The organism is Pseudomonas sp. 65/3-MNA-CIBAN-0223, assembly GCF_040310425.1.
Lineage (GTDB): Bacteria > Pseudomonadota > Gammaproteobacteria > Pseudomonadales > Pseudomonadaceae > Aquipseudomonas > Aquipseudomonas gregormendelii.
Map to the genome: position 1 here is coordinate 85738 of NZ_JBEOPV010000012.1, position 18665 is coordinate 104402.

Annotated in this window: 14 protein-coding genes and 1 tRNA gene; 2 read left to right on the top strand and 13 right to left on the bottom strand. The window is 64.1% G+C overall.

All coding sequences use genetic code 11. The features are described 5' to 3' along the window. Nucleotides 1–72: 72 nt before the first annotated feature. Together AAEZ09_RS16610 and AAEZ09_RS16615 are read left to right on the top strand one after the other, a co-directional pair. Nucleotides 73–160, top strand: a tRNA-Ser gene (locus AAEZ09_RS16610). A gap of 272 nt (nucleotides 161–432) precedes the next feature. After that, nucleotides 433–711, top strand: a complete 279-nt coding sequence (locus AAEZ09_RS16615; protein ID WP_163019433.1) for a hypothetical protein — start codon at nucleotides 433–435, stop codon at nucleotides 709–711. 83 nt (nucleotides 712–794) lie between these two features. Here AAEZ09_RS16615 and AAEZ09_RS16620 read toward each other — a convergent pair whose 3' ends face one another. The 13 genes from AAEZ09_RS16620 to AAEZ09_RS16680 all read right to left on the bottom strand — a co-directional run bounded on the left by AAEZ09_RS16620 (nucleotide 795) and on the right by AAEZ09_RS16680 (nucleotide 18656). Continuing rightward, complete coding sequence (locus tag AAEZ09_RS16620) at nucleotides 795–3350, bottom strand: bifunctional diguanylate cyclase/phosphodiesterase (protein ID WP_350600073.1); 2556 nt, start codon at nucleotides 3348–3350, stop codon at nucleotides 795–797. A 148-nt stretch (nucleotides 3351–3498) separates the two neighbouring features. Next, nucleotides 3499–3681, bottom strand: a complete 183-nt coding sequence (locus AAEZ09_RS16625; RefSeq protein WP_045057847.1) for a hypothetical protein — start codon at nucleotides 3679–3681, stop codon at nucleotides 3499–3501. Between the two features lie 53 nt (nucleotides 3682–3734). Further along, complete coding sequence (locus AAEZ09_RS16630; RefSeq protein ID WP_350600075.1) at nucleotides 3735–5561, bottom strand: ABC transporter ATP-binding protein; 1827 nt, start codon at nucleotides 5559–5561, stop codon at nucleotides 3735–3737. Between the two features lie 100 nt (nucleotides 5562–5661). Beyond that, complete coding sequence (locus tag AAEZ09_RS16635) at nucleotides 5662–6870, bottom strand: acyl-CoA dehydrogenase family protein (RefSeq protein WP_350600076.1); 1209 nt, start codon at nucleotides 6868–6870, stop codon at nucleotides 5662–5664. A 24-nt stretch (nucleotides 6871–6894) separates the two neighbouring features. Next, the gene (locus tag AAEZ09_RS16640; RefSeq protein ID WP_350600078.1) at nucleotides 6895–8607 is read right to left on the bottom strand and encodes a dipeptide ABC transporter ATP-binding protein; all 1713 of its coding nucleotides are present in this window, start codon (nucleotides 8605–8607) and stop codon (nucleotides 6895–6897) included. Then, nucleotides 8604–9467, bottom strand: a complete 864-nt coding sequence (locus AAEZ09_RS16645) for an ABC transporter permease (protein WP_350600079.1) — start codon at nucleotides 9465–9467, stop codon at nucleotides 8604–8606. Before AAEZ09_RS16645 ends, AAEZ09_RS16640 begins: the two co-directional genes overlap by 4 nt. After that, nucleotides 9464–10456: an ABC transporter permease gene (locus AAEZ09_RS16650; protein WP_350600081.1), complete on the bottom strand. Its 993-nt coding sequence runs from the start codon at nucleotides 10454–10456 to the stop codon at nucleotides 9464–9466. The genes AAEZ09_RS16645 and AAEZ09_RS16650 overlap by 4 nt, the downstream gene beginning before the upstream one ends. Next, nucleotides 10453–12051 (bottom strand): ABC transporter substrate-binding protein, encoded by a 1599-nt coding sequence (locus AAEZ09_RS16655; protein WP_350600082.1) that lies wholly within the window; start codon nucleotides 12049–12051, stop codon nucleotides 10453–10455. The genes AAEZ09_RS16650 and AAEZ09_RS16655 overlap by 4 nt, the downstream gene beginning before the upstream one ends. 304 nt (nucleotides 12052–12355) lie before the next feature. Further along, complete coding sequence (locus AAEZ09_RS16660) at nucleotides 12356–14014, bottom strand: dipeptide ABC transporter ATP-binding protein (protein WP_350600084.1); 1659 nt, start codon at nucleotides 14012–14014, stop codon at nucleotides 12356–12358. Continuing rightward, entirely contained in the window at nucleotides 14011–14898 is an 888-nt protein-coding gene (locus AAEZ09_RS16665; RefSeq protein WP_350600085.1) for an ABC transporter permease, read from the bottom strand. Before AAEZ09_RS16665 ends, AAEZ09_RS16660 begins: the two co-directional genes overlap by 4 nt. Before the next feature lie 47 nt (nucleotides 14899–14945). After that, nucleotides 14946–15998, bottom strand: coding sequence for an NADP(H)-dependent aldo-keto reductase (locus AAEZ09_RS16670; protein WP_350600086.1), 1053 nt, complete (start codon nucleotides 15996–15998; stop codon nucleotides 14946–14948). 37 nt (nucleotides 15999–16035) lie between these two features. After that, on the bottom strand, nucleotides 16036–17385 hold the full coding sequence (locus tag AAEZ09_RS16675) for an LLM class flavin-dependent oxidoreductase (RefSeq protein WP_350600087.1): 1350 nt from the start codon (nucleotides 17383–17385) through the stop codon (nucleotides 16036–16038). Then, entirely contained in the window at nucleotides 17382–18656 is a 1275-nt protein-coding gene (locus AAEZ09_RS16680) for an acyl-CoA dehydrogenase family protein (protein WP_350600088.1), read from the bottom strand. Before AAEZ09_RS16680 ends, AAEZ09_RS16675 begins: the two co-directional genes overlap by 4 nt. Nucleotides 18657–18665: the final 9 nt, after the last annotated feature.

Sequence of the window (18665 nt, forward strand, 5' to 3'; positions counted from 1 at the left end):
GCCTTGTAACAAGCTACTCAGAGAGTTTGACAGTGTGTTTCATTCAGGTATTATGGCGCCCGCAACGCAAACGGAGGTGTGGCCGAGTGGTTTAAGGCAACGGTCTTGAAAACCGTCGACTGTAACAGGTCCATGAGTTCGAATCCCATCGCCTCCGCCATATTTGTACCGACAAAGCCCTGATTATTCAGGGCTTTGTCGTTTCTGGGGTTTCGGCTCCATCTGCTGTGCGCGCGCGAATTCTTGCACTTGTTCCCCCAACTCCTCCCCTCCTGCGCTCCCCCCAAATGCCCCCTTCAGTTCCCATCAATTCATCGACCGAAGCCATTCCGACGCATCAAAAAATTTGAACCGCTTTTGTACACGCTCGCCTAATGATCAGCTTGTGAACATTTGCACAGGCAATGTGCCAATACCGGCATACTCCGAGAGGTGGTCAACGTGGCTAAAGACGAGAAAAAAAGCAAAGGTGACGCTTCCAAAGCCAGCAAGGAATTGAAAGACAAAAAGTCATCACCGGCCAAGAAATCAGCGGCGGCTTCGGCGCTTTCGAAATCTTCCGACAAGAAAGACAAGAAAACAGAGGCCGAGCCGAAAAAATCTGCAAAAAAGGCTGATAGCAAGCCAGAGAAGGCCAAGAAAGCTGATAGCAAGCCAGAAAAGGCCAAGAAATCAGAGAAGTCAGACAAGCCGGCAAAAAAGAAGAAGTGACATCTGCTGTCAGCTAGGGCGTTACGCCCTAGCCTCCTCAGGCCGCTGGTCACCCGGGGCTCAAGGAAGCCGCTTCACACGGGCTACGCGCTGACCGACACCAAATCATTGAACGCGTCGACATCCAGCGGTCGACTCAGGTAATACCCCTGTCCTTCATCGCATGACACCGCCTTGAGCAGTTTCAGGTGCTCGGCAGTTTCAATGCCCTCCGCAGTCACCGTCAGCGACAGGGCCCGCCCCAAGCCAACGATCGCGCGGATGATCGCCTTGTCATCCTCACTTTCATCCAGCCGGTTCAAAAAGCTGCGGTCAATTTTTAGGCCGTCGAACGGGAATGCCCGCAGGTAACTCAGCGAGGAGTACCCCGTGCCGAAATCGTCCATGGAGATCCGCACGCCCAGGCGCTTGAGCGTGCGCATCACTTCCAGTGCGCCAGAAGCATCTTCAAGCATCACACTTTCGGTAATTTCCAGTTCTACCCGACCGGGGTCTATGCCGGAATCCTTGAGTGCCTTCTGAATGCGCTCGACCAGATTGCCGCGCTTGAACTCGGTAGACGACAGGTTGACTGATACGAACAAATGCTCCGGCCACAGGACCGCGCAATGGCAGGCGGTGTCGAGCACCCAGTTGCTCAAGGACAGAATCAACCCTGACTCCTCGGCAATGGGAATAAAGACATCCGGGGGTACCAGCCCACGCTCGGGATGCTGCCAGCGCACCAGCGCCTCCGCACCCACCATCTGCCCGTCGGCGATCCGATAGCGTGGTTGAAAATGCAGTTTCAGTTCGCCGTGCTTGATCGCGAACCGCAGATCGTTTTCCAGGCGCCTGCGCTCGATGATCCTGGTGTTCATTTCGCCTGCGTAAAAGCGCCAGGTATTGCGGCCTGCGGCCTTGGCCTCATACAGCGCGATATCGGCATAGCGCAGCAGTTCGGCCGCCTCGCATGCATCGTTTGGCGCCATGGCGATGCCGATGCTGGCACTTACGAACACCTCCTGATCGCCCACCAGCACCGGCCCTTCGATGGATTCGATAAGGCGCTGACAGAGCGCTTCCACTTCGTCCTGGGAACTGACATCGGTGAGAATCAGCACGAACTCGTCACCGCCGACCCGAGCCACCAGGTCCCCGTTGCGTATGCAGTCTGCCAGGCGGGTCGAGACTTCATTAAGCACAAAGTCGCCTGCCGCGTGCCCGAGCAAGTCATTCACCGGTTTGAATCGATCCAGGTCCAGGCTGAGCATCACCAGCGGTTGCTCCGCCGTCGGCACGGCCTTGAGCTTGCCGTCGAGGAACTCTTGCAGGCGTGTCCTGTTAGGTAATCCGGTCAAGGCGTCATGCTGGGAAAGGAATTCGATACGGCGGCGGGCTTCGACCTCCTCGGTGACGTCCGTGGCCGTACCGCGAAAGCCCTGGCCCGCCATATCCCGCGCAGACAGACGGGTGATGCGCTGGCGCCCTTGGCTGTCGACGAAATAGCACAGGATGCTGATGTCCGGACGGCGATTCGGGATGCTCAGCCACTGAGTCAACGTCCCCAATTCCGTGCTGAGCAGGGCATTGATGGATTCACCGATCCAGGTGCTTCCAGAGAGGCCGGTCACTGCATCAAAGCGATCCGACAAATAGGTGAAACGCCCGCCCCTGTCGATTTCCCACACCCAATCCGAGCTGGCTTCGACCACATCGCGAAACCGTGCTTCGCTGGTGGCGAGCGCATCCTGGCTGCTTTTGAGCGTCGCGAAACTGGCATCCAGCACCCGTGCACCGGCGGTGGTGCGCCGCAGGATGGCCCAGGTCATGAGGCACACCAGCAGCGCCGCGAGGCCGATCAATGGCAACCCTACCGCCAGCAAGCGCGCGCCCGGGGTAGATGGACGCCAGTGCAGGCTGCCCGCCGAACCGTCGTCACCTAACGCAAACACCGATGTCGCTTCGTCCGGTGTGGCGACTCGTAGCTGATTGATGCCGAACTCTTCGCCCATCTTCGCCAGTTTGGCATCGGTAAAAACATCCACGAAGATCAACACCGACGGTGGCCTGCCATCAGGCACCACGGTCGGATCAGTGCCCGGCGTGATGGCTGCTGCCGCCACCAGGGCCGGCACTCCGGCGACATTGATGAATGTCGTCGTAGCCGTTTCCGTCTCCGCGCCCGCTCGGGCCTCGGCAAGAATTCCGGGCAGGGCCTGATGCAACCACTCGCCGGCGGCGACGGACTGCAGTTCACCCTCGATCACTGAGTAAACAGTGTGATCGAGCGCATCAACGACAAACAAACCCTGGAAACCGAAATCCGAATACAGGGTCGGCCCGACGTTTTGTCGCACGAAGGCCCAGTCCGGATCGACTTTGACATGCAGATGCCGGTAGGCATCGCCCCAGAAGGCGTAGTCCTTCACGGTTGTGCGCAGGGACTTTTCCAGCGCTTGCACAGCCTTGCGGGTGTAGAAGGCACTTTCGACTTCTTCGTTCCGATCCAGGTCACGTGCCAGGTAAATGAGCGAGCAGCTGGCCAGGACAAATACCCCCGCCAGCAAGCCGACAAACTTGAACAGCGAGCCACGGGCCAGCGCTACGCTTGAGCGGTTGGACGATGCGCAGGTGACAGCAGGTAGATTGTTGGGCATAGGTTCACGCTATTCGTTGAGGCAACCTTGCCTTAAAGCAAGTTATCGGCCGCTGTCAAAAAATAGTGAGTGCCCGGGTCACTACCGCTCGTCACCGATGAGCGAGCAAGCTCGCTACAAGGGCCGGGGTGTACGCGGGGTTTACAGGCTAAAACCGAAACGCCACCCCGTTGGTCACGTTGATCGCATCCCCCGGATAGAAATTCGCCGAGTCATTGCCCCTGGCGTCATACGCCGTATTCGCCGCCGTGGCATAACGCTCATTGGTCTGGTTGCGCGCGTCGAGAAATTCGCTGGTATTGGTCCCGGTGGTGTAGTCGATTTGCGTCAAAGGTGTAGGTGGTCTTGCTGCCCAGCAGCGTCGAGCCGTCCTTGCGCCAACAGTCAGGCCAGCGCGGCATCCGCCTGCGCACTGAACTGGCGACTCCACAAGCGGAAATACTGCCCGCCCTGACTCAGCAATTCGTCGTGGCTGCCGTCCTCGATCACCCGGCCCTTGTCGAACACCAGGATGCGGTCCAGGTGTGCGACGGTCGACAGCCGATGCGCCACCACCAGCACCGTCTTGTCGCCCATGATTTCGTCCAGTTTGTCCTGGATAAAGCGCTCGGTAATCGAGTCGAGGCTCGAGGTTGCTTCGTCCATCACCAGGATCGGCGCGTTCTTGAGCAGCACCCGGGCAATGGCGATGCGCTGGCGCTGGCCCCCGGACAACTTGACGCCCCGCTCGCCCACCAGCGACTCGTAACCGTCTTCCATGCTGTCGATGAATTCGCTGGCACCGGCGCGATGAATCGCCTCGGCCACCTCCTCCATCGAGGCATCCAGGCGCCCGTAATGAATGTTCTCGCGAATGCTGCGGTGGAACAGCCCCGGCTCCTGGGGAATCAGGCCGATTTGCTGGTGCAGGGAATGTTGCGTGGCGCCGCGCACATCGACGCCATCAATCAGCACCGCGCCCTGCTGCACATCGTAAAGACGCAGCAGCAGGTTGAGCAGCGTGGATTTGCCCGAGCCCGATGAACCCACCAGCCCGACCTTCTGCCCCGCCGGAATGAAAATATTCAGGCGCTGGAAGATCGGCTGGTCAGCACCGTAATTGAAGCCGACATCGCGAAATTCGATATCCCCGCGCTTGACCTGCAACGCCGTTGCACCGGGTCGGTCGATCACTTCATGGGGGCGAATCAGCGTGCGCACCCCATTGGCAATGTTGCCAGTGGCCTCGAAGAACTCGAGAAAGCGCCGGGACAGGTTGCCGACGTCGCTGATGATCAGCAGCGACAGGCTGGTGGACATGACAAACGCGGCGATGTCGATGCGCTGGTTGCGCCACAGGTACAGCGCCAGCAGCAACAACCCCAGCTTGAGCACCACGCCGCAACTGGTCTGGAACCAGCGAATCTTTTCCATGTAGCCCAGCGAGCGATAGGCCGCCGCCACTTCCTTGTCGAGAAACCGGCCCAGGTAGCCGTGCTCGAAAGCGTGGCGGGCAAACAGGCGAATGTTGGCCAGGTTGGACACCGCATCCACCACCTTGCCCGAGCTGGTGCTGCGCGCCGCGGAGTACTGTTGCGCCAGTGGATGGCTGCGCCGGGCCAGCAGGTAGCACACGGCGATAAACAGCAGCGACCAGCCGGCCATGAACAGTGCCAGCAGGGGTGAGGCTGTCCACAACAGCACAGTGGCCAGGCTCAGGGTCACCAGCAGCGGGATCAGATCGAACAGCAGGATGCTCAGGGTCTGGTTGACCCCCAGGGCGATTTCGGAAACCCGGTGCGCCAGGGCGCCGGCGAATTCGTTGCTGATGAAGCGGTGCGAGTGCTTCTGCAAGTAGGCAAACACCACATGGGTGACTGTGCGCCGCTGCAACGGCAGGACGTGGATATGGCAACCGGCAGCGGCCCGAGTGAACAGCACTTCCAGCACCAGCAGTGCGCCGAACAGTGTCAGCGGCCACTGCAAAACTTCGAACGCGCGCTCGGCTTCCAGGCCATTGCTGACGGTGCGGGTAATCTGTCCCAGCCCCCAGGGAATCAACAGGGTGCAGATGACCGCAGCGATCTGCAGCAGCAGGATCGCCACGTACCAGCCCTTGAAATTGCCGATGAAAAATCGCACGAAAGCCCCGGGTGTCGCAGGCAAATGCTGCACGTTCCAGTGAAGTGTCCGGCGATCGGATGGGGGCAGCGATGAAAAGGACCAAGTCATGACCAAGGGCATTCCTGAATGACGCCTGTGGCCGCGCAGCTTTCAGGCAAAAATGGGCACACGCGGTGCCCGGTTCAATGGTGCGAGTCCAGCCCCGCGCTTAAAACAGCCCCGAAGTCGGCGGTGGCGTGCCCTTCAATTGCCAGGCCCCAACGGCCGCGGCTTTCCAGTGCCGCGGGTTGTGATTGGCCACGGTGCGCGCATTGCGCCAATGGCGGTCAAGGTTGTGTGCGCGGCCGGTGGTGGACGCGCCACCAACGTCGAACACCAGTTCTGCGGCCTTGAGCGCCGACTCGGCCGCGATGTATTGCGCCTGGGCGACGGCAATGGCCGCCTGGTCCACCGCCTGGGCATCGAGGTCACTGGCCCAGGCCCGATCAATCGCTTCGGCTGCGCGCAGCACCACCGCTTCGGCCGTGAACGCACGGGCCGAGATGTCGCCGACACTGAGCTCGACATAGGGATCATCCACCGACCGCGAGGCGCTGCTGTGCTTGATCGGGCGGGCGTGATCGTTGGCAAAGGCCACGGCATCGTTCAGCGCATTGCGCGCGATGCCCGCCTGCACGGCGGCGAGGAACAACTGCAGGAACGGCGTGACGATCGTGCGCTTTCCCTCTTCCACAGTGCGGGTGCGGATTTCATCCGAGCGCACCAGCACATCATGCAGGTGAGTGGTGCCGCTAGCCGTCAGGCGCTGGCCCATCGCGTCGAAGTCATCGAGCAGCTCCAGGCCCTTGCGGTCACGCGGCAGGATGAACGACACCGGCTGCTCGTTCTCATCCAGGGCGACGGCGCTGACCCAGTCGGCATACAACGAACCGGTGCTGTAGTACTTGCTGCCAGTGGCCCGATAGTGCTCGCCGTCGCGCACGATCCGCGCGCTGATTGAACCATTGGCGCCACCGACTTCCCAACCGGCATTGCCCACCACGGCGCCCTGCAGATAGCGCTCGAACCAGCGTTCGCGCTCGCCCTCCGCGCCCTCGGCACCAGACGCCAGCAAGCCCTCGATAAAGCCGAAACCGGGACGCAATGCCTGGGCGACATTGGAGTCGGCCGAGGCGATGCGCATCAGCAAGCCGATCAGATCCTTGACCGAGCCTGCGGCGCCGCCAAAACGGGTCGGGATGCGCGTGGTGAACAGCCCCGCCTTGGCGATCTGCGCCACTGCCTCGTAAGGCAGTTGCCGCTCACGCTCGCGCTGCGCCGCACCGGCGGCAATGAGCGGCAGCAACACGTCCGCCCGGGCATTGAGTTCTTCCACCGAGGCAACCGGGGCCTTGGGTACGGCAGTCAACGTAGTCATGGCAATTCCTTGTTCAAGTCGAGCTTAAATGGCGATTTTCCAAAGCCGGGATTCATCGAACAGCCACCCCGGGTTTTCCGGTTCCAGTGGCGGCACGACAAGGGTCACGCCAGCGCCCGGCAGACGCGGCACCGCGCCGAGCAGACGCTGGGTGTATTCATGCTGCGGGCTGTGAAAGAGCGTCTCGACCGAGGCGCTTTCGACGACCTTGCCGTGGCGCATCACCAGCACTTCATCGCTGACGTGCCGGATCACCCCAAGATCGTGGGAGATGAACAGATACGCCAGGCCCAGGGAGGCTTGCAGATCTGCCAGCAGGTCGAGCACCTGGGCCTGGACCGACACATCAAGTGCCGAGACCGGCTCGTCGCAGATGATGACTTTAGGGTTACTCGCAATGGCTCGGGCGATGGCCACGCGCTGGCGCTGGCCGCCCGACAGCTGCAAGGGGCGACGCGCGGCCAGCTCCCTGGGCAGGCGCACCTGGGTCAGTAGTTCTGCGATCCGTGCGGTCTGCTGCGCGCTGGCAATGCCGGCGACATCCAGCGCATCGGCGAGGATTTGCCCGACGCTCCAGCGCGGGTCGAACGAACTCAGCGGGTCCTGGTAGATCACGCTGATGTCCCGTCGGTGCAGACGCCGCTGCCGTTCTTCGATTCGCTGCGTGCCGGCACCGGACCAGGGCTGGCCGAGAAATTGCACCTGGCCGGCATCCGGTTCCAGCAGGCCAAGGACGATGCGGGCCACGGTGGTCTTGCCGGAACCGGACTCGCCGACGATGCCCAGGGTGCGTCCGGCGCGCAGCTCGAAACTCACGCCATCGACCACTTGGCGCGACTGCTGGTCAGGCCCGACATAACGTTTGCCCAACTGCGTGGCTTGCAACACCACAGGGGCGTCCGTGCCCGGCCGGGGTGGTGCGACCACGGCCGTGCGCTGCGGTGACAGCCGCGTGCCCCGCGCATGCTCGGCCGGCACCGCGTCGAGCAAGGTGCGGGTATAGGGATGGCGCGGGTGGCGCAGCACCTGGTCCATCGGCCCCTGCTCGACCACTTCGCCGTGGCGCAATACCAGCACCTCATCGGCCAACTGCGCGACCACGGCCAGGTCGTGGCTGATGATCAGCAATGAGTCGCCGCGCGCCTTGATCTCCTGCAGCACTTGCAGAATCTGCGCCTGCACCGTGGCATCCAGCGCCGTGGTCGGCTCGTCGGCGATCACCAGGCCAGGGCTCAGGGCCAGCGCACTGGCGATCAGGGCGCGCTGACGCAGGCCGCCGGACAACTGATCCGGTCGCTGGCGGGCACGCAGCTGCGGTTCGGGCACACCGACTTTTTCCAGCAGTTCGATCACCCGCCCGGCGCGGCTGCGACGGTCACCCCAGTTGTGCGTCTTGAGTACCTCGAGGATTTCCTTGCCCACCGGGCGCAGCGGGTCCAGCGACACCAGCGCGTCCTGCAGGACAAAACCGATGCCTTTGCCGCGCAAGTCGCGCCAGCTGCGTTCGGACAACCCGAGCAGATCCTGCCCGCCGTAACTCAGGGTTCGCGCGCTCACTCGCGCACCGGCTCCCGCCAGGCCGATCAGGCTGCGGGCGGTGACGCTTTTGCCGGAGCCGGACTCGCCCACCAGGGCCAGGGTCTTGCCCGGGGCCAACGTGAACGACAGATCCCGCACCACCGACTGGCCGGCAAACTCGATGGACAGGCCCTCGACGATCAGATGTTTGTCACTCATGTCAGACGGCCCTCCAGGCGTTGTTGCAGGTAACGGCCAGCGACCGTGGTCGACAGCGTGGTCAGCACGATGAACAGCCCGGGGAAGAACGTCAGCCACCAGGCATTGGCAATGAAATCGCGTCCCATCGACAGCATCGTCCCCCACTCCGGCGCCGGTGGCCGGGCGCCAAGGCCGAGGAAGCTCAAGGCGGACGCCCAGACGATGGCCTGGCCGACGCCCATGGTCAGCGTGACGATCAGCGGGCGCATGGCGTTGGGCAGCAGTTGGCGCGTGATGATCCGCAGGGGTGGATGGCCAAGGGCTTTGGCCGCCTCGATGTACCCGGCATTGCGCACCGCCAGCACCTGGCCGCGGACCATTCGCGCATAGCCCGGCGCCCCGCCCAACCCGGTGGCCACGATCAGCGGGCCAATGCCGCTGCCGAACACCGCCACGAACAGCAGCGCGAGGATCAGGCTGGGGAACGCAAACAGAATTTCCAGCAACCAGCCGACGCCGCGATCCAGGTATGCGCCCCCCAGGCCGCCGAGCAGACCGAGGACGATGGCAATGCTCATCGCCAGGGCGGTGGCGGCCAGGCCAATGAACAGCGACTGCCGGGTGCCGTGGATCACCCGGGAAAAGATGTCGCGCCCGGATTGATCGGTGCCGAACCAGTGCGCCCAACCGGGTGGATGGAAGGCATCGTGCGGCACGATCGCCAACGGATCGCTGTGGGCGAACCACTGCGGCAACAGCGCCGCGATGATCAGGAATGCGAGAAAGCTGACGGCCAGTAACGGCCCCAGGCGCCACTTGCTTGCAACACGCTGCACCCGGGTGCCCGGCAGCGCTGCTTCGAGGGTGAGTTCACTCATGCCGACTGCTCCTGTTGGCGCGGGTCGACCCACAGGTACAGCAGGTCGACGAGGATGTTGGCCAGGACGTATCCGGCGGCGACCACGAGGCTGATGCCGATGGTCAGCGGCAGGTCCTGAGCCTGCACTGCCTGGTACAACTGGCGACCAAGACCCTTGCGGGAAAAGATCACCTCGATGACCACCGCGCCGCTGATCAGGGCGCCAATGGCCCAGCCCGACAACGAGATGCCGGGCAGCACCGCGTGACGCAACGCGTGCCTGAAACGCACTGCCGTGTCGCTCAGGCCGCGGGTGCGGGCGGTGAGCACGAAGGGTTGATCCAGGGTCATTTCCAGCGACTCGCGGGTGACCTGCGCGATAAATCCGGCCAGGGGAATGGCCAGCGCCACCGACGGCAACACCAGCGTGCGCCAGCCATCGCTGCCGGCTGGCGGGAACAGGCGCAGGCCGAAGCCGAACACCGCCAGCAACAGGATCCCCAGCCAGAAATGCGGCAGCGCCGCCGACAGCGTTTCGGCCAGGGAAGCCAGGCTCGACACCCAGCGCCGGCGTCCCGCCGTCAGCACGGTGAGCGCCAGCACCAACACCCAGGCCAGCAACAGCGAAGTGAGGGTCAGTTCCAGCGTCGGCCATGACTGCTCGGCGAGCACCCGGGTGACTGGCAGATGCTGGGAATAGGACACGCCCAGGTCGCCCTGGACCAACCGACCCAGGTACAGCACGTATTGCACCGCCAGGGGCTTGTCCAGGCCATATTCGCGCTTGGCCTCGGCAATGGTTTCTGCGGTTGGATTGCCGCTCGGCCCGCCCAGGATCGCCAGCACCGGGTCCCCCGGCATCAGGCGCAGGGCGAAAAACGTCAGCGTGGCGACCGCCCACAGCACCAGCACGCCTCCCAGCAGGCGCCACAGAACACGCCGACCCAGACGAACCAGGCGCTCGCGGCGCGGGTTGGGCCGTTCAGTGGCCAGGGTTTCACTCGTCATTTGTTCACCCATGCGTCATAGAGGTAGGTCACTGCCAGGGAAGGCTCCAGGCGCACGCCCTGGGTGGTCTTGTAGATGCCCAGGCGCGAGCTCTGCGGGTAGGTGGTCAGTTGCAGGTACTGACTGGAAGCCAGCTGCTGTGCCCGGTAATACAACGCCCGGCGCTGTTCGGCGTCCTGGGTGGTCAAGGCGCCCTGCACCAGGCCTTCGAACACCGGATCGGTGTACCCGGCGGTGTTCTGGTGATAGCCACCGACGCCGGCCGGGCTGATGAAATCGGCGCCGAAGATGATCCGCAGCACGTCGGCGGTGTTGGTGTTCCAGTAGCCAAGACGGATGTCGTAATCCCAGTCAGCCTGGCGCTTGGTGCTCTGCACATCGCTCATCTGCTCGACGATCAGCTCGAAGCCGGCCAGGCGCGTGGTCGCCTGCACCTGCTCCCACAGGGTGTATTCCGAGGGCGGCGTGCGGTTGCCCATGATCACGCGCACCTGCAAGCGCTTGCCGTCACGGGTGCGATAGCCCTCGGCATCGCGCGTGGTCCAGCCGGCTTCGTCCAGCAGCCGTGCGGCCCTGGCCGGTTGGTAATCCTGGGCATGCTGGAAGTCCGGGCTGTAGAAACGCGTGGCGGAACTGAGCGGGCCGCCTGCCCGGGGAAACTCATTGAAGTAAACGCTCTTCAACGCCCCCTCGACATCGGCACTGCGCACAAACGCCTCGCGTACTTTCAGGTCATTGAACGGCGCGCGGGTGATGTTCAGCGTGCCGTTGGTGGGGTTGCCGGGACGCTGGGCGATGATCAGCGCCAGGTCCGGATTACGCCGGGCGGCTTCGTGGGATTCGGGCGGCAGCGCCTCGATCACATCCACCTCGCCGGCTTGCAGCGAAGCAAAACGCACCGACGGCTCCTGGATGAATTTCCACACGATACGCTCGAGCCACGCCGGGCCCTGGTGTTTGGCGGTGGGCGGCGCCCAGTTGTAATCGGCATTGCGTACCAACTCGACCTGGCTCTGGCGATCCCAGCGCACCACCTTGAACGGCCCGCTGCCCACCGGGCTTTCGCAGTTCACATCACGCGGGCGCGCCAGTGCCGTGGGCGACTGGATACCGAGAAACCCTTGGGCCAGCACCTCCAGGAATGCAGCATAGGGTGTGGCGAGGTGCACGACCGCGGTGTGCGCATCCACCACGTCGGTGCTGCGGTACTGGCGGATGTAGCCGCCGGCAGTACTGGACTGGGTCTTCGGGTTGGCCATGTGATCGAGGTTGGCCTTGACCGCCGTTGCATCGAACGGCGTGCCGTCGGTGAAGCGCACGTCATCGCGCAGGTGGAAGGTGTAAGCCAGGCCATCGGCGGAAACCTCCCAGCGCTTGGCCAGCCAGGGCCCGATGCGGCCTTCTTCGTCCATCGACACCAGGGAGTCGAGGTACTGCTGCGCGACGAACACTTGCGGCATGTCCCCGCCCACATGGGGATCAAGGCAGGTGGGTTCGCGGTCAGTGGCGTACACCAGGGTCCCGCCGCTGACCGGCTGATCGCTGCGGGCAACAGCGGATTGATCCTGGTCGCAACCCATCAACAGGCTGCACATCGCAGCGAATCCAAGGAGGGGCAAATGCTTGAGCGACAAGCTGGATCGGCGGTCGCAAGGTCGCAAATGAGGGGCAAGTAATCGCATGGGTCCTGATGCCTATAGTCCGGGAACAGGGCTATTGCACAAGGCATGCCGGGTTTTTTCGGCAGTAAACAGGGGGTTTTCGGCGCGAATCAGGCCTATGAGCAAGGCCAGAAAGAACAATGTGCTTAGCAGGTGTTGATGGGCCAACAGTTGCAGTCAGTTTAGGCAAGCGTACATCCGGGATGATTGGGGCGTGCATCAGTGCGTATCGCAAGCCTCAAATCGCCAGTTGCAGATAGAACGCCACAGGCGCGCGTTCGGCTTCCAGGATCGGGATCGCGTCGATCAGTGCCCGGGTGTAGGCATGTGCGGGGCGGTCGAACACGGTGCGCACCGAGCCGGACTCGACCACCACGCCGTCCTTCATCACCAGCACCCGCTCGCTGACGTGATTGATCACCCCCAGGTCATGGGAGATGAACAGGCAGGCCAGTCCCAGGCGCCGCTTGAGGTCGTCGAGCAGCTCGAGAATCTGCGCCTGCACCGACACGTCCAGCGCCGACACCGGTTCATCGCAGATCAGAATCTGCGGTTGCGACGCCAGCGCCCGGGCGATTGCGATGCGCTGGCGCTGTCCGCCGGACAGCTCAATCGGCCGACGTGCCAACAGGCTGGCATCGAGGCGAACCAGATCGAACAACTCCACGGCCCGCTTGCGCCAGTCCCGGCGCGGCAGCCCCGCCACCGCCAGCGCCTCGAACAATACCCGCTGCACGGTGTAACGTGGATCGAAGGAGTTCAGCGGGTCCTGGAACACCACCTGCACCGCACGCCGCGCCTGGCGCTTTTGCCTGGCATCGAGTGCCGACCAGCGCTGTCCGTTGATCCAGACATCGCCCGCGTCGGCGCTTTCCAGCCCGAGGATCAGGCGGGTCAAGGTCGTCTTGCCTGAACCCGACTCCCCGACGATGCCCAGGGTCTCGCCGCGACGCAGCTGCAACGACACCTGGTCCAGCACCGTACGCCGACGCTGGTCCGGGCCAATAAAGGATTTGCTCAGGCCGCGAGCTTCAAGCAACACCTCGCCCTGGGGTTCAAGCTCGGGCTCCACCACCGCGAGCAGTCTGCGCGCTGGCTGGAAATGCACCGCCCTGGCGGCCCGCAGCAGGGACTGGGTGTACTCATGCTGCGGATCCTGCAGCACCTGCTCGGCAGTGCCCTGCTCGACGATGACGCCATGGCGCATCACCGCCACCCGATCCGCCAGGCGCAAGACCACGGACAGGTCGTGACTGACCATCAACAGCGCGTTGTCGGCGCCGCGCAGGCTTTCCAGCAGGGCGATAACCTGGGCTTGCACCGTTGCGTCCAGGGCCGTAGTGGGCTCGTCGGCAATGATCAGCCGTGGATTGCAGGCGATGGCCGAGGCAATCAACGCCCGTTGCCGCAAGCCGCCGGACAACTGCCACGGGTATTGGCGGGCGCGTAGCTCCGGTTCGGGTACGCCGACATCGCGCAGCAGCTCCAGCACACGCAGCCGGCGCGCTTCGAGACCCAATGCAGTGTGCAGCTGCAGCGGCTCTTCGATCTCGGCACCCACCCGACGCAACGGGTCCAGTGCACCCAGCGCGTCCTGCATGACAAAGCCGATACTCGCCCCGCGCAAGCGCTGCCAGTCGCGCTCGTGCAGCTGCCGCAGGTCGATGCCCTGGAACGCCAGTTTGGCAGCATGTACCTGCGCGCCCCGGCCGGTGAGCCCGGCCAGGGTCCGCGCGGTCACGCTTTTGCCCGAGCCCGATTCGCCCACCAACGCCAGGCATTCACCACGATGCAGTTGCAGGCTCACGCCATGCAGCACCGGTTGCGCCTGGCCGAATCGTACGGTCAGGTCGCGGATATCAACCAACGGGCCGAGGGCCTGGATGTTTGCATTCATAGCGGTTTTCCTTCGCTGCGACGCAGCAGTTCGCGGCCGATGGCACTGATGGAGACGACGGTGAGGGTGATGATCAATGCCGGCCAGGCCACCAGCCACGGCGCATTCGCCAGGAAGCTGCGACCTATCGCCATCATCGCGCCCCACTCCGGCGCGGGCGGCGGCGCGCCGAAGCCGAGGAAGCTCAGGGCGGCACCGGCGGTAATGGTCCCGCCAATGCCAATGGTGGCGAGGATCAGCACCGGCTTGAACGCATTCGGCAGGATATGCCGCAGCACCACCGCCAGCCGCGACTGCCCGAGGGTCACCGCCGCTTCGACATAACCGGCATGGCGCACATTGAGCGTCTGCGCGCGCACCAGCCGGGCATAACGGGGCACCCCGGCAATGCCCACCGCAAGGATCAGGTTGGCCGTGCCCTGGCCGAAAAACGTGATGATCACCAGGGCCAGCAACAGGTCCGGAAACGCCAGCAGCACATCAATGCCGCGCATCAGCGCCGCGTCCAGCCAGCGCGGCCCAAGCCCCGACGCCAGGCCCAGTACCGCGCCCCAGGCCAGACCCAGCGCGGTGGCGGCCAGGCCCATGAACAACGACGAGCGCACCCCGTGAATCAACCGGCTGAGGACGTCCCGGCCATTTTCATCGGTGCCCAGCCAATGCAGCTCGCTGGGTGGCTGAAACGCCAGCCGCGCCGACGCGTCCAGCGGATCGAACGGCGCCAGCGCCCCCGGAATCGCCGCCGCCAGGAGCAACAGCAGCACGAACAGCCCGGCCAGCCACAGACCCGGGCGCACCTGGCCGAGCCTGGCCAGGCGCAACGGCCGATACCCGCCCTCGCCCGCTGCCGGTCCCACAATCACCGTCGCAAGTGTCTGCGCCATTCACCTTTCCTTATTGTCGAGCCAAGTCAGTCTGCGTGCGCCTCGGGTCACGGCGCGGGATTGGGAATTCGCTGGTGGATCGCCTGGACCTGCGCCCGCACCTCGTCGCTGAGCGTGACGTCCAGCGCGCCGAGGTTGTCGCGCAATTGCGCCAGGCTGGTTTGCCCGGTCAAGGCACTGGCCACGAACGGCTTGTCGATGACATAGGCCAGCGCCAGTTGCGCAGCGCTCAGGTTGTGCTGTTTGGCGATCTGCACATAACCGGTGATGGCGTCCTGCGCCGACGCACTGTCATAACGGTTGAAGGTGCGATACACCGAAGACAGCCGCGAACCTTCGGGACGTGCGCCCCCCAGGTACTTGCCGGTGAGCGCACCAAACGCCAGGGGCGAATACGCCAGCAGGCCGACACCCTCGCGATGACTGAACTCCGACAGGCCACCCTCATACAGCCGATTGAGCAGGCTGTAGGGGTTCTGCACGCTGACAATGCGCGGCAGCCCCAGGCGCTCGCTGTGCTTGAGAAATTCGGCCACGCCCCAGGGCGTTTCGTTGGACACGCCAATGTGCCGCACCTTGCCAGCCTTGACCTGCTCGGCCAGCACCGTGAGGGTTTCCTCGATGGCGACGCTCTCGGCATCGTCCTGGTAAGGGTATTCACGCTGGCCGAAAAAGTTGGTCTTGCGATCGGGCCAGTGCAGCTGATACAGGTCCAGGTAGTCGGTGTGCAGGCGCTGGAGACTGCCGTCCAGGGCTTCGACGATGTTGCGCCGATCATGCCGGCTGAGGCCATCGCGAATATGGTTCTGCCCTGCCGGATCCCGCGCGGGACCGGCGATTTTACTCGCCAGCACCACGTCGCCGCGCCGGCCACTGTTGGCCAGCCAGCTGCCGATGTAGCGCTCGGTGGTGCGCCAGGTGTCGGCCTGGGTCGGCGTCGGGTACATCTCGGCGGTGTCGATGAAATTGATGCCTTCGGCCAGGGCCAGCTCGATCTGCTGGTGGGCATCGCTTTCGCTGTTCTGGTGGCCCCAGGTCATGGTGCCCAAGCCCAGCACGCTGACTTGCAGATCACTGTTGCCTAATTGACGGTAACGCATGGTTCATCCTTTTGTTTAAACAGAGAAACGCCCGGGCTCAGGCCCGCAGCGCGTATTGATTGCCTGGAAACGGCAAGCCAAGGTGCTCGCGCAAGGTGCTGCCGGTGTATTCGTGACGGAACAGGCCGCGCTTTTGCAGCAGCGGCACCACCTCGTTGACGAAGATCTCGACGCCGGAGGGGAACATGTCCGGCATGATGTTGAAGCCGTCTGCGGCGTGCGCCAGGTACCAGTGCGACAAGGTCTCGGCGACCTGCTCGGGGGTGCCCACCAGCAACCGATGGCCCACCAGGATGCGCCGCGACAATTGGCGAATGCTCAGGTTTTCCCGCCGCGCCAGGTTCAACTGTGCCTCCAGAAACCCCTGGGAGCCGCGCTCGAAATCCGCCACCGCGCCAATGCGCTCCCATGGCAGCGGCGCGTCCGGATCCAGCTCGCTGGCGGCAATGCCGACCCGCCCCGCTACCTGTTCCAGCAAGCCGTGTTCGCCGTGCCAGGCATTGAGCTCATCGAACCGCGCATGGGCCTCGGCCTCGGTACTGCCGATCACCGTCGACAGGCCCGGCATGATCTTCAGGTGCTGCGGGTTGCGTCCCCAGCCGAGGGCGCGCTCTTTCATTTCCTGATAGAAAAACTGCCCGTCTTCGAGGGTGGTCTGGGTGGTGAAAATCGCATCGGCGTAACGCGAGCCCAGGGCCTTGCCACCCTCGGACGAACCGGCCTGCACCAGCACCGGCCGGCCTTGGGGCGAGCGCGGCACGTTCAAAGGGCCCTTGACGCTGAAGTGCTTGCCCACAAAATCGATGGTGTGGACTTTTGCCGGGTCGGCAAATCGCCCGGAGCGCGCATCGCCGATGATTGCGTCGTCTTCCCAGCTGTCCCACAGCTTCACCGTGACGTCGATGAATTCGTCGGCGCGGGCGTAGCGATCCACGTGCAAGGGCGCGCCGGCGAGACCGAAGTTCTGCGCGGCGGCGTCACCGGCATTGGTCACCACATTCCACGCCGCGCGCCCACCGCTGATATGGTCCAGCGAAGCGAAGCGCCGGGCGATGTTGAACGGGTCGTTGTAGGTGCTGGACGCCGTGGCGATCACCCCGATGCGCTGGGTGGCGAGTGCCACGGCGGTCAGCAACACCGTCGGCTCCAGGCGCCCGGCGGGCTGGCTGGCGACATCGCCACCCAGCGCCGGGCCGTCGGCCAGGAAAATCGCATCCAGGCACCCGCGCTCGGAGATCCGCGCGATGTTGCGGTAGTACTCCACGTCCAGATACGCCGTGGCGGGCACTTCAGCCGCACGCCAGGCGCCCGAGTGCGCGCCGAAGCCGAGGATGTTCATGCCCAGGCTCATCTGTCCTTCACGGGTATTGCTCGATACTTTGCTCATACGGCACTCGCTTCGTCACGGGCGCCGCCGGCCTGCTGCCCGGCATCGGCTGCCTGCAGCTGGCGCCAGGCGGCGTTGGGGCTGATGTGGTTGAGGTAGTAGTTACCCAGCGCACGCTCGCGCAGGATCGCCGGGTTATGCGAGGCCAGCGTGCGGGCATTGCGCCAATGCCGGTCAAGACGTCGCGACTCGCTGGTGGCGGAGGCCCCGCCCACTTCAAACAGCAAGGTGGTGGCTTCCAGCACTTGTTCGAGCACGATCTGCTGCGCCTGATAAGCGCGAATTTCCGCCTCGGTGTAATGCTGCTCGGTGGCATACCCGCCCTGCTCGGCGTCATGCACCTCCTGCAGCACCTGCGCCACCGCCAGCACCTGGGTACGGGCGGCATAGGCCAGGCTGGACAAACGTCCGATCACCCGCTGCACCAGCGGATCGTCCTTGGGGCTGGACTGCCCCGGGATGCCAAAGGCGCGGGTGCGGCCCTGGACGAACTCGGTGGCGTCACGCAGCACCGCATTGGCGATGCCGGCCAGCGTGGCGAGGTGGAACAGCTGATAGAAAGCGGTCAGGTACGATTCGGCGCGTAATTCGTCTTTCTTGAAACGACGGACGATGTGCGCGGCCGGCACTTTCACCCCGTGGAAGCGCGTGGTGCCACTGCCCGTCAGGCGCTGGCCGAAACCGTCCCAGTCGTCCTCGACCGTCACTCCCGGCGCATCGGTGGGCACCGCCACGCTGACAAAATCATCGCCGTCCAGGGCCACCGCCGCAATCCAGTTCGCGTACAGCGTGCCGGTGCAATAGTACTTCTCGCCATCGAGCAGCCAGCCCGCCTGGTCATTGCCCGGCTCCACGGCACTCAGGGTCACCGAGTTGCGCGTGGTGTCGCTGCGCTCGGCCATGGCCGCGCCCCACAGCTGCCCATCGACCACCTTGGCGAACCAGTAGTCCTGGGAATCGCGATCGCGGCTGGACAACCGGCCCTCGACGAACCCGAAATGCGCCCGCACGATTTGCGGCAGGTTCGAGTCGGCTTCACCCAGGTCGATCAACAGGCCGAACAACTGCGGCAGGCTGGCCCCCAGGCCGCCCTGCGCCACCGGCACGCGCAATGCGCCAAACCCGGCCGCGCGCAGCCAGCCTACCGCCTCATGGGCCAGTTCGCGCTGCTGTTCGCGCACAACGGCGGTCTCGGCAATGCGCGCAAACACGTCGGCAAAACGCTGGCGCAACAGGGCGTCGGTTACTTCAGGAGAAATCGGGGCATTCATGGTTTTTCC

What these genes read in the sequence shown, in the direction of transcription:
- AAEZ09_RS16660 (WP_350600084.1), bottom strand. Translation starts at nt 14,014, where the DNA reads ATGAATGCAAACATCCAGGCCCTCGGCCCGTTGGTTGATATCCGCGAC.
- AAEZ09_RS16630 (WP_350600075.1), bottom strand. Translation starts at nt 5,561, where the DNA reads ATGACTTGGTCCTTTTCATCGCTGCCCCCATCCGATCGCCGGACACTT.
- AAEZ09_RS16640 (WP_350600078.1), bottom strand. Translation starts at nt 8,607, where the DNA reads ATGAGTGACAAACATCTGATCGTCGAGGGCCTGTCCATCGAGTTTGCC.
- AAEZ09_RS16670 (WP_350600086.1), bottom strand. Translation starts at nt 15,998, where the DNA reads ATGCGTTACCGTCAATTAGGCAACAGTGATCTGCAAGTCAGCGTGCTG.
- AAEZ09_RS16635 (WP_350600076.1), bottom strand. Translation starts at nt 6,870, where the DNA reads ATGACTACGTTGACTGCCGTACCCAAGGCCCCGGTTGCCTCGGTGGAA.
- AAEZ09_RS16680 (WP_350600088.1), bottom strand. Translation starts at nt 18,656, where the DNA reads ATGAATGCCCCGATTTCTCCTGAAGTAACCGACGCCCTGTTGCGCCAG.
- AAEZ09_RS16675 (WP_350600087.1), bottom strand. Translation starts at nt 17,385, where the DNA reads ATGAGCAAAGTATCGAGCAATACCCGTGAAGGACAGATGAGCCTGGGC.
- AAEZ09_RS16650 (WP_350600081.1), bottom strand. Translation starts at nt 10,456, where the DNA reads ATGACGAGTGAAACCCTGGCCACTGAACGGCCCAACCCGCGCCGCGAG.
- AAEZ09_RS16645 (WP_350600079.1), bottom strand. Translation starts at nt 9,467, where the DNA reads ATGAGTGAACTCACCCTCGAAGCAGCGCTGCCGGGCACCCGGGTGCAG.
- AAEZ09_RS16655 (WP_350600082.1), bottom strand. Translation starts at nt 12,051, where the DNA reads ATGTGCAGCCTGTTGATGGGTTGCGACCAGGATCAATCCGCTGTTGCC.
- AAEZ09_RS16620 (WP_350600073.1), bottom strand. Translation starts at nt 3,350, where the DNA reads ATGCCCAACAATCTACCTGCTGTCACCTGCGCATCGTCCAACCGCTCA.
- AAEZ09_RS16665 (WP_350600085.1), bottom strand. Translation starts at nt 14,898, where the DNA reads ATGGCGCAGACACTTGCGACGGTGATTGTGGGACCGGCAGCGGGCGAG.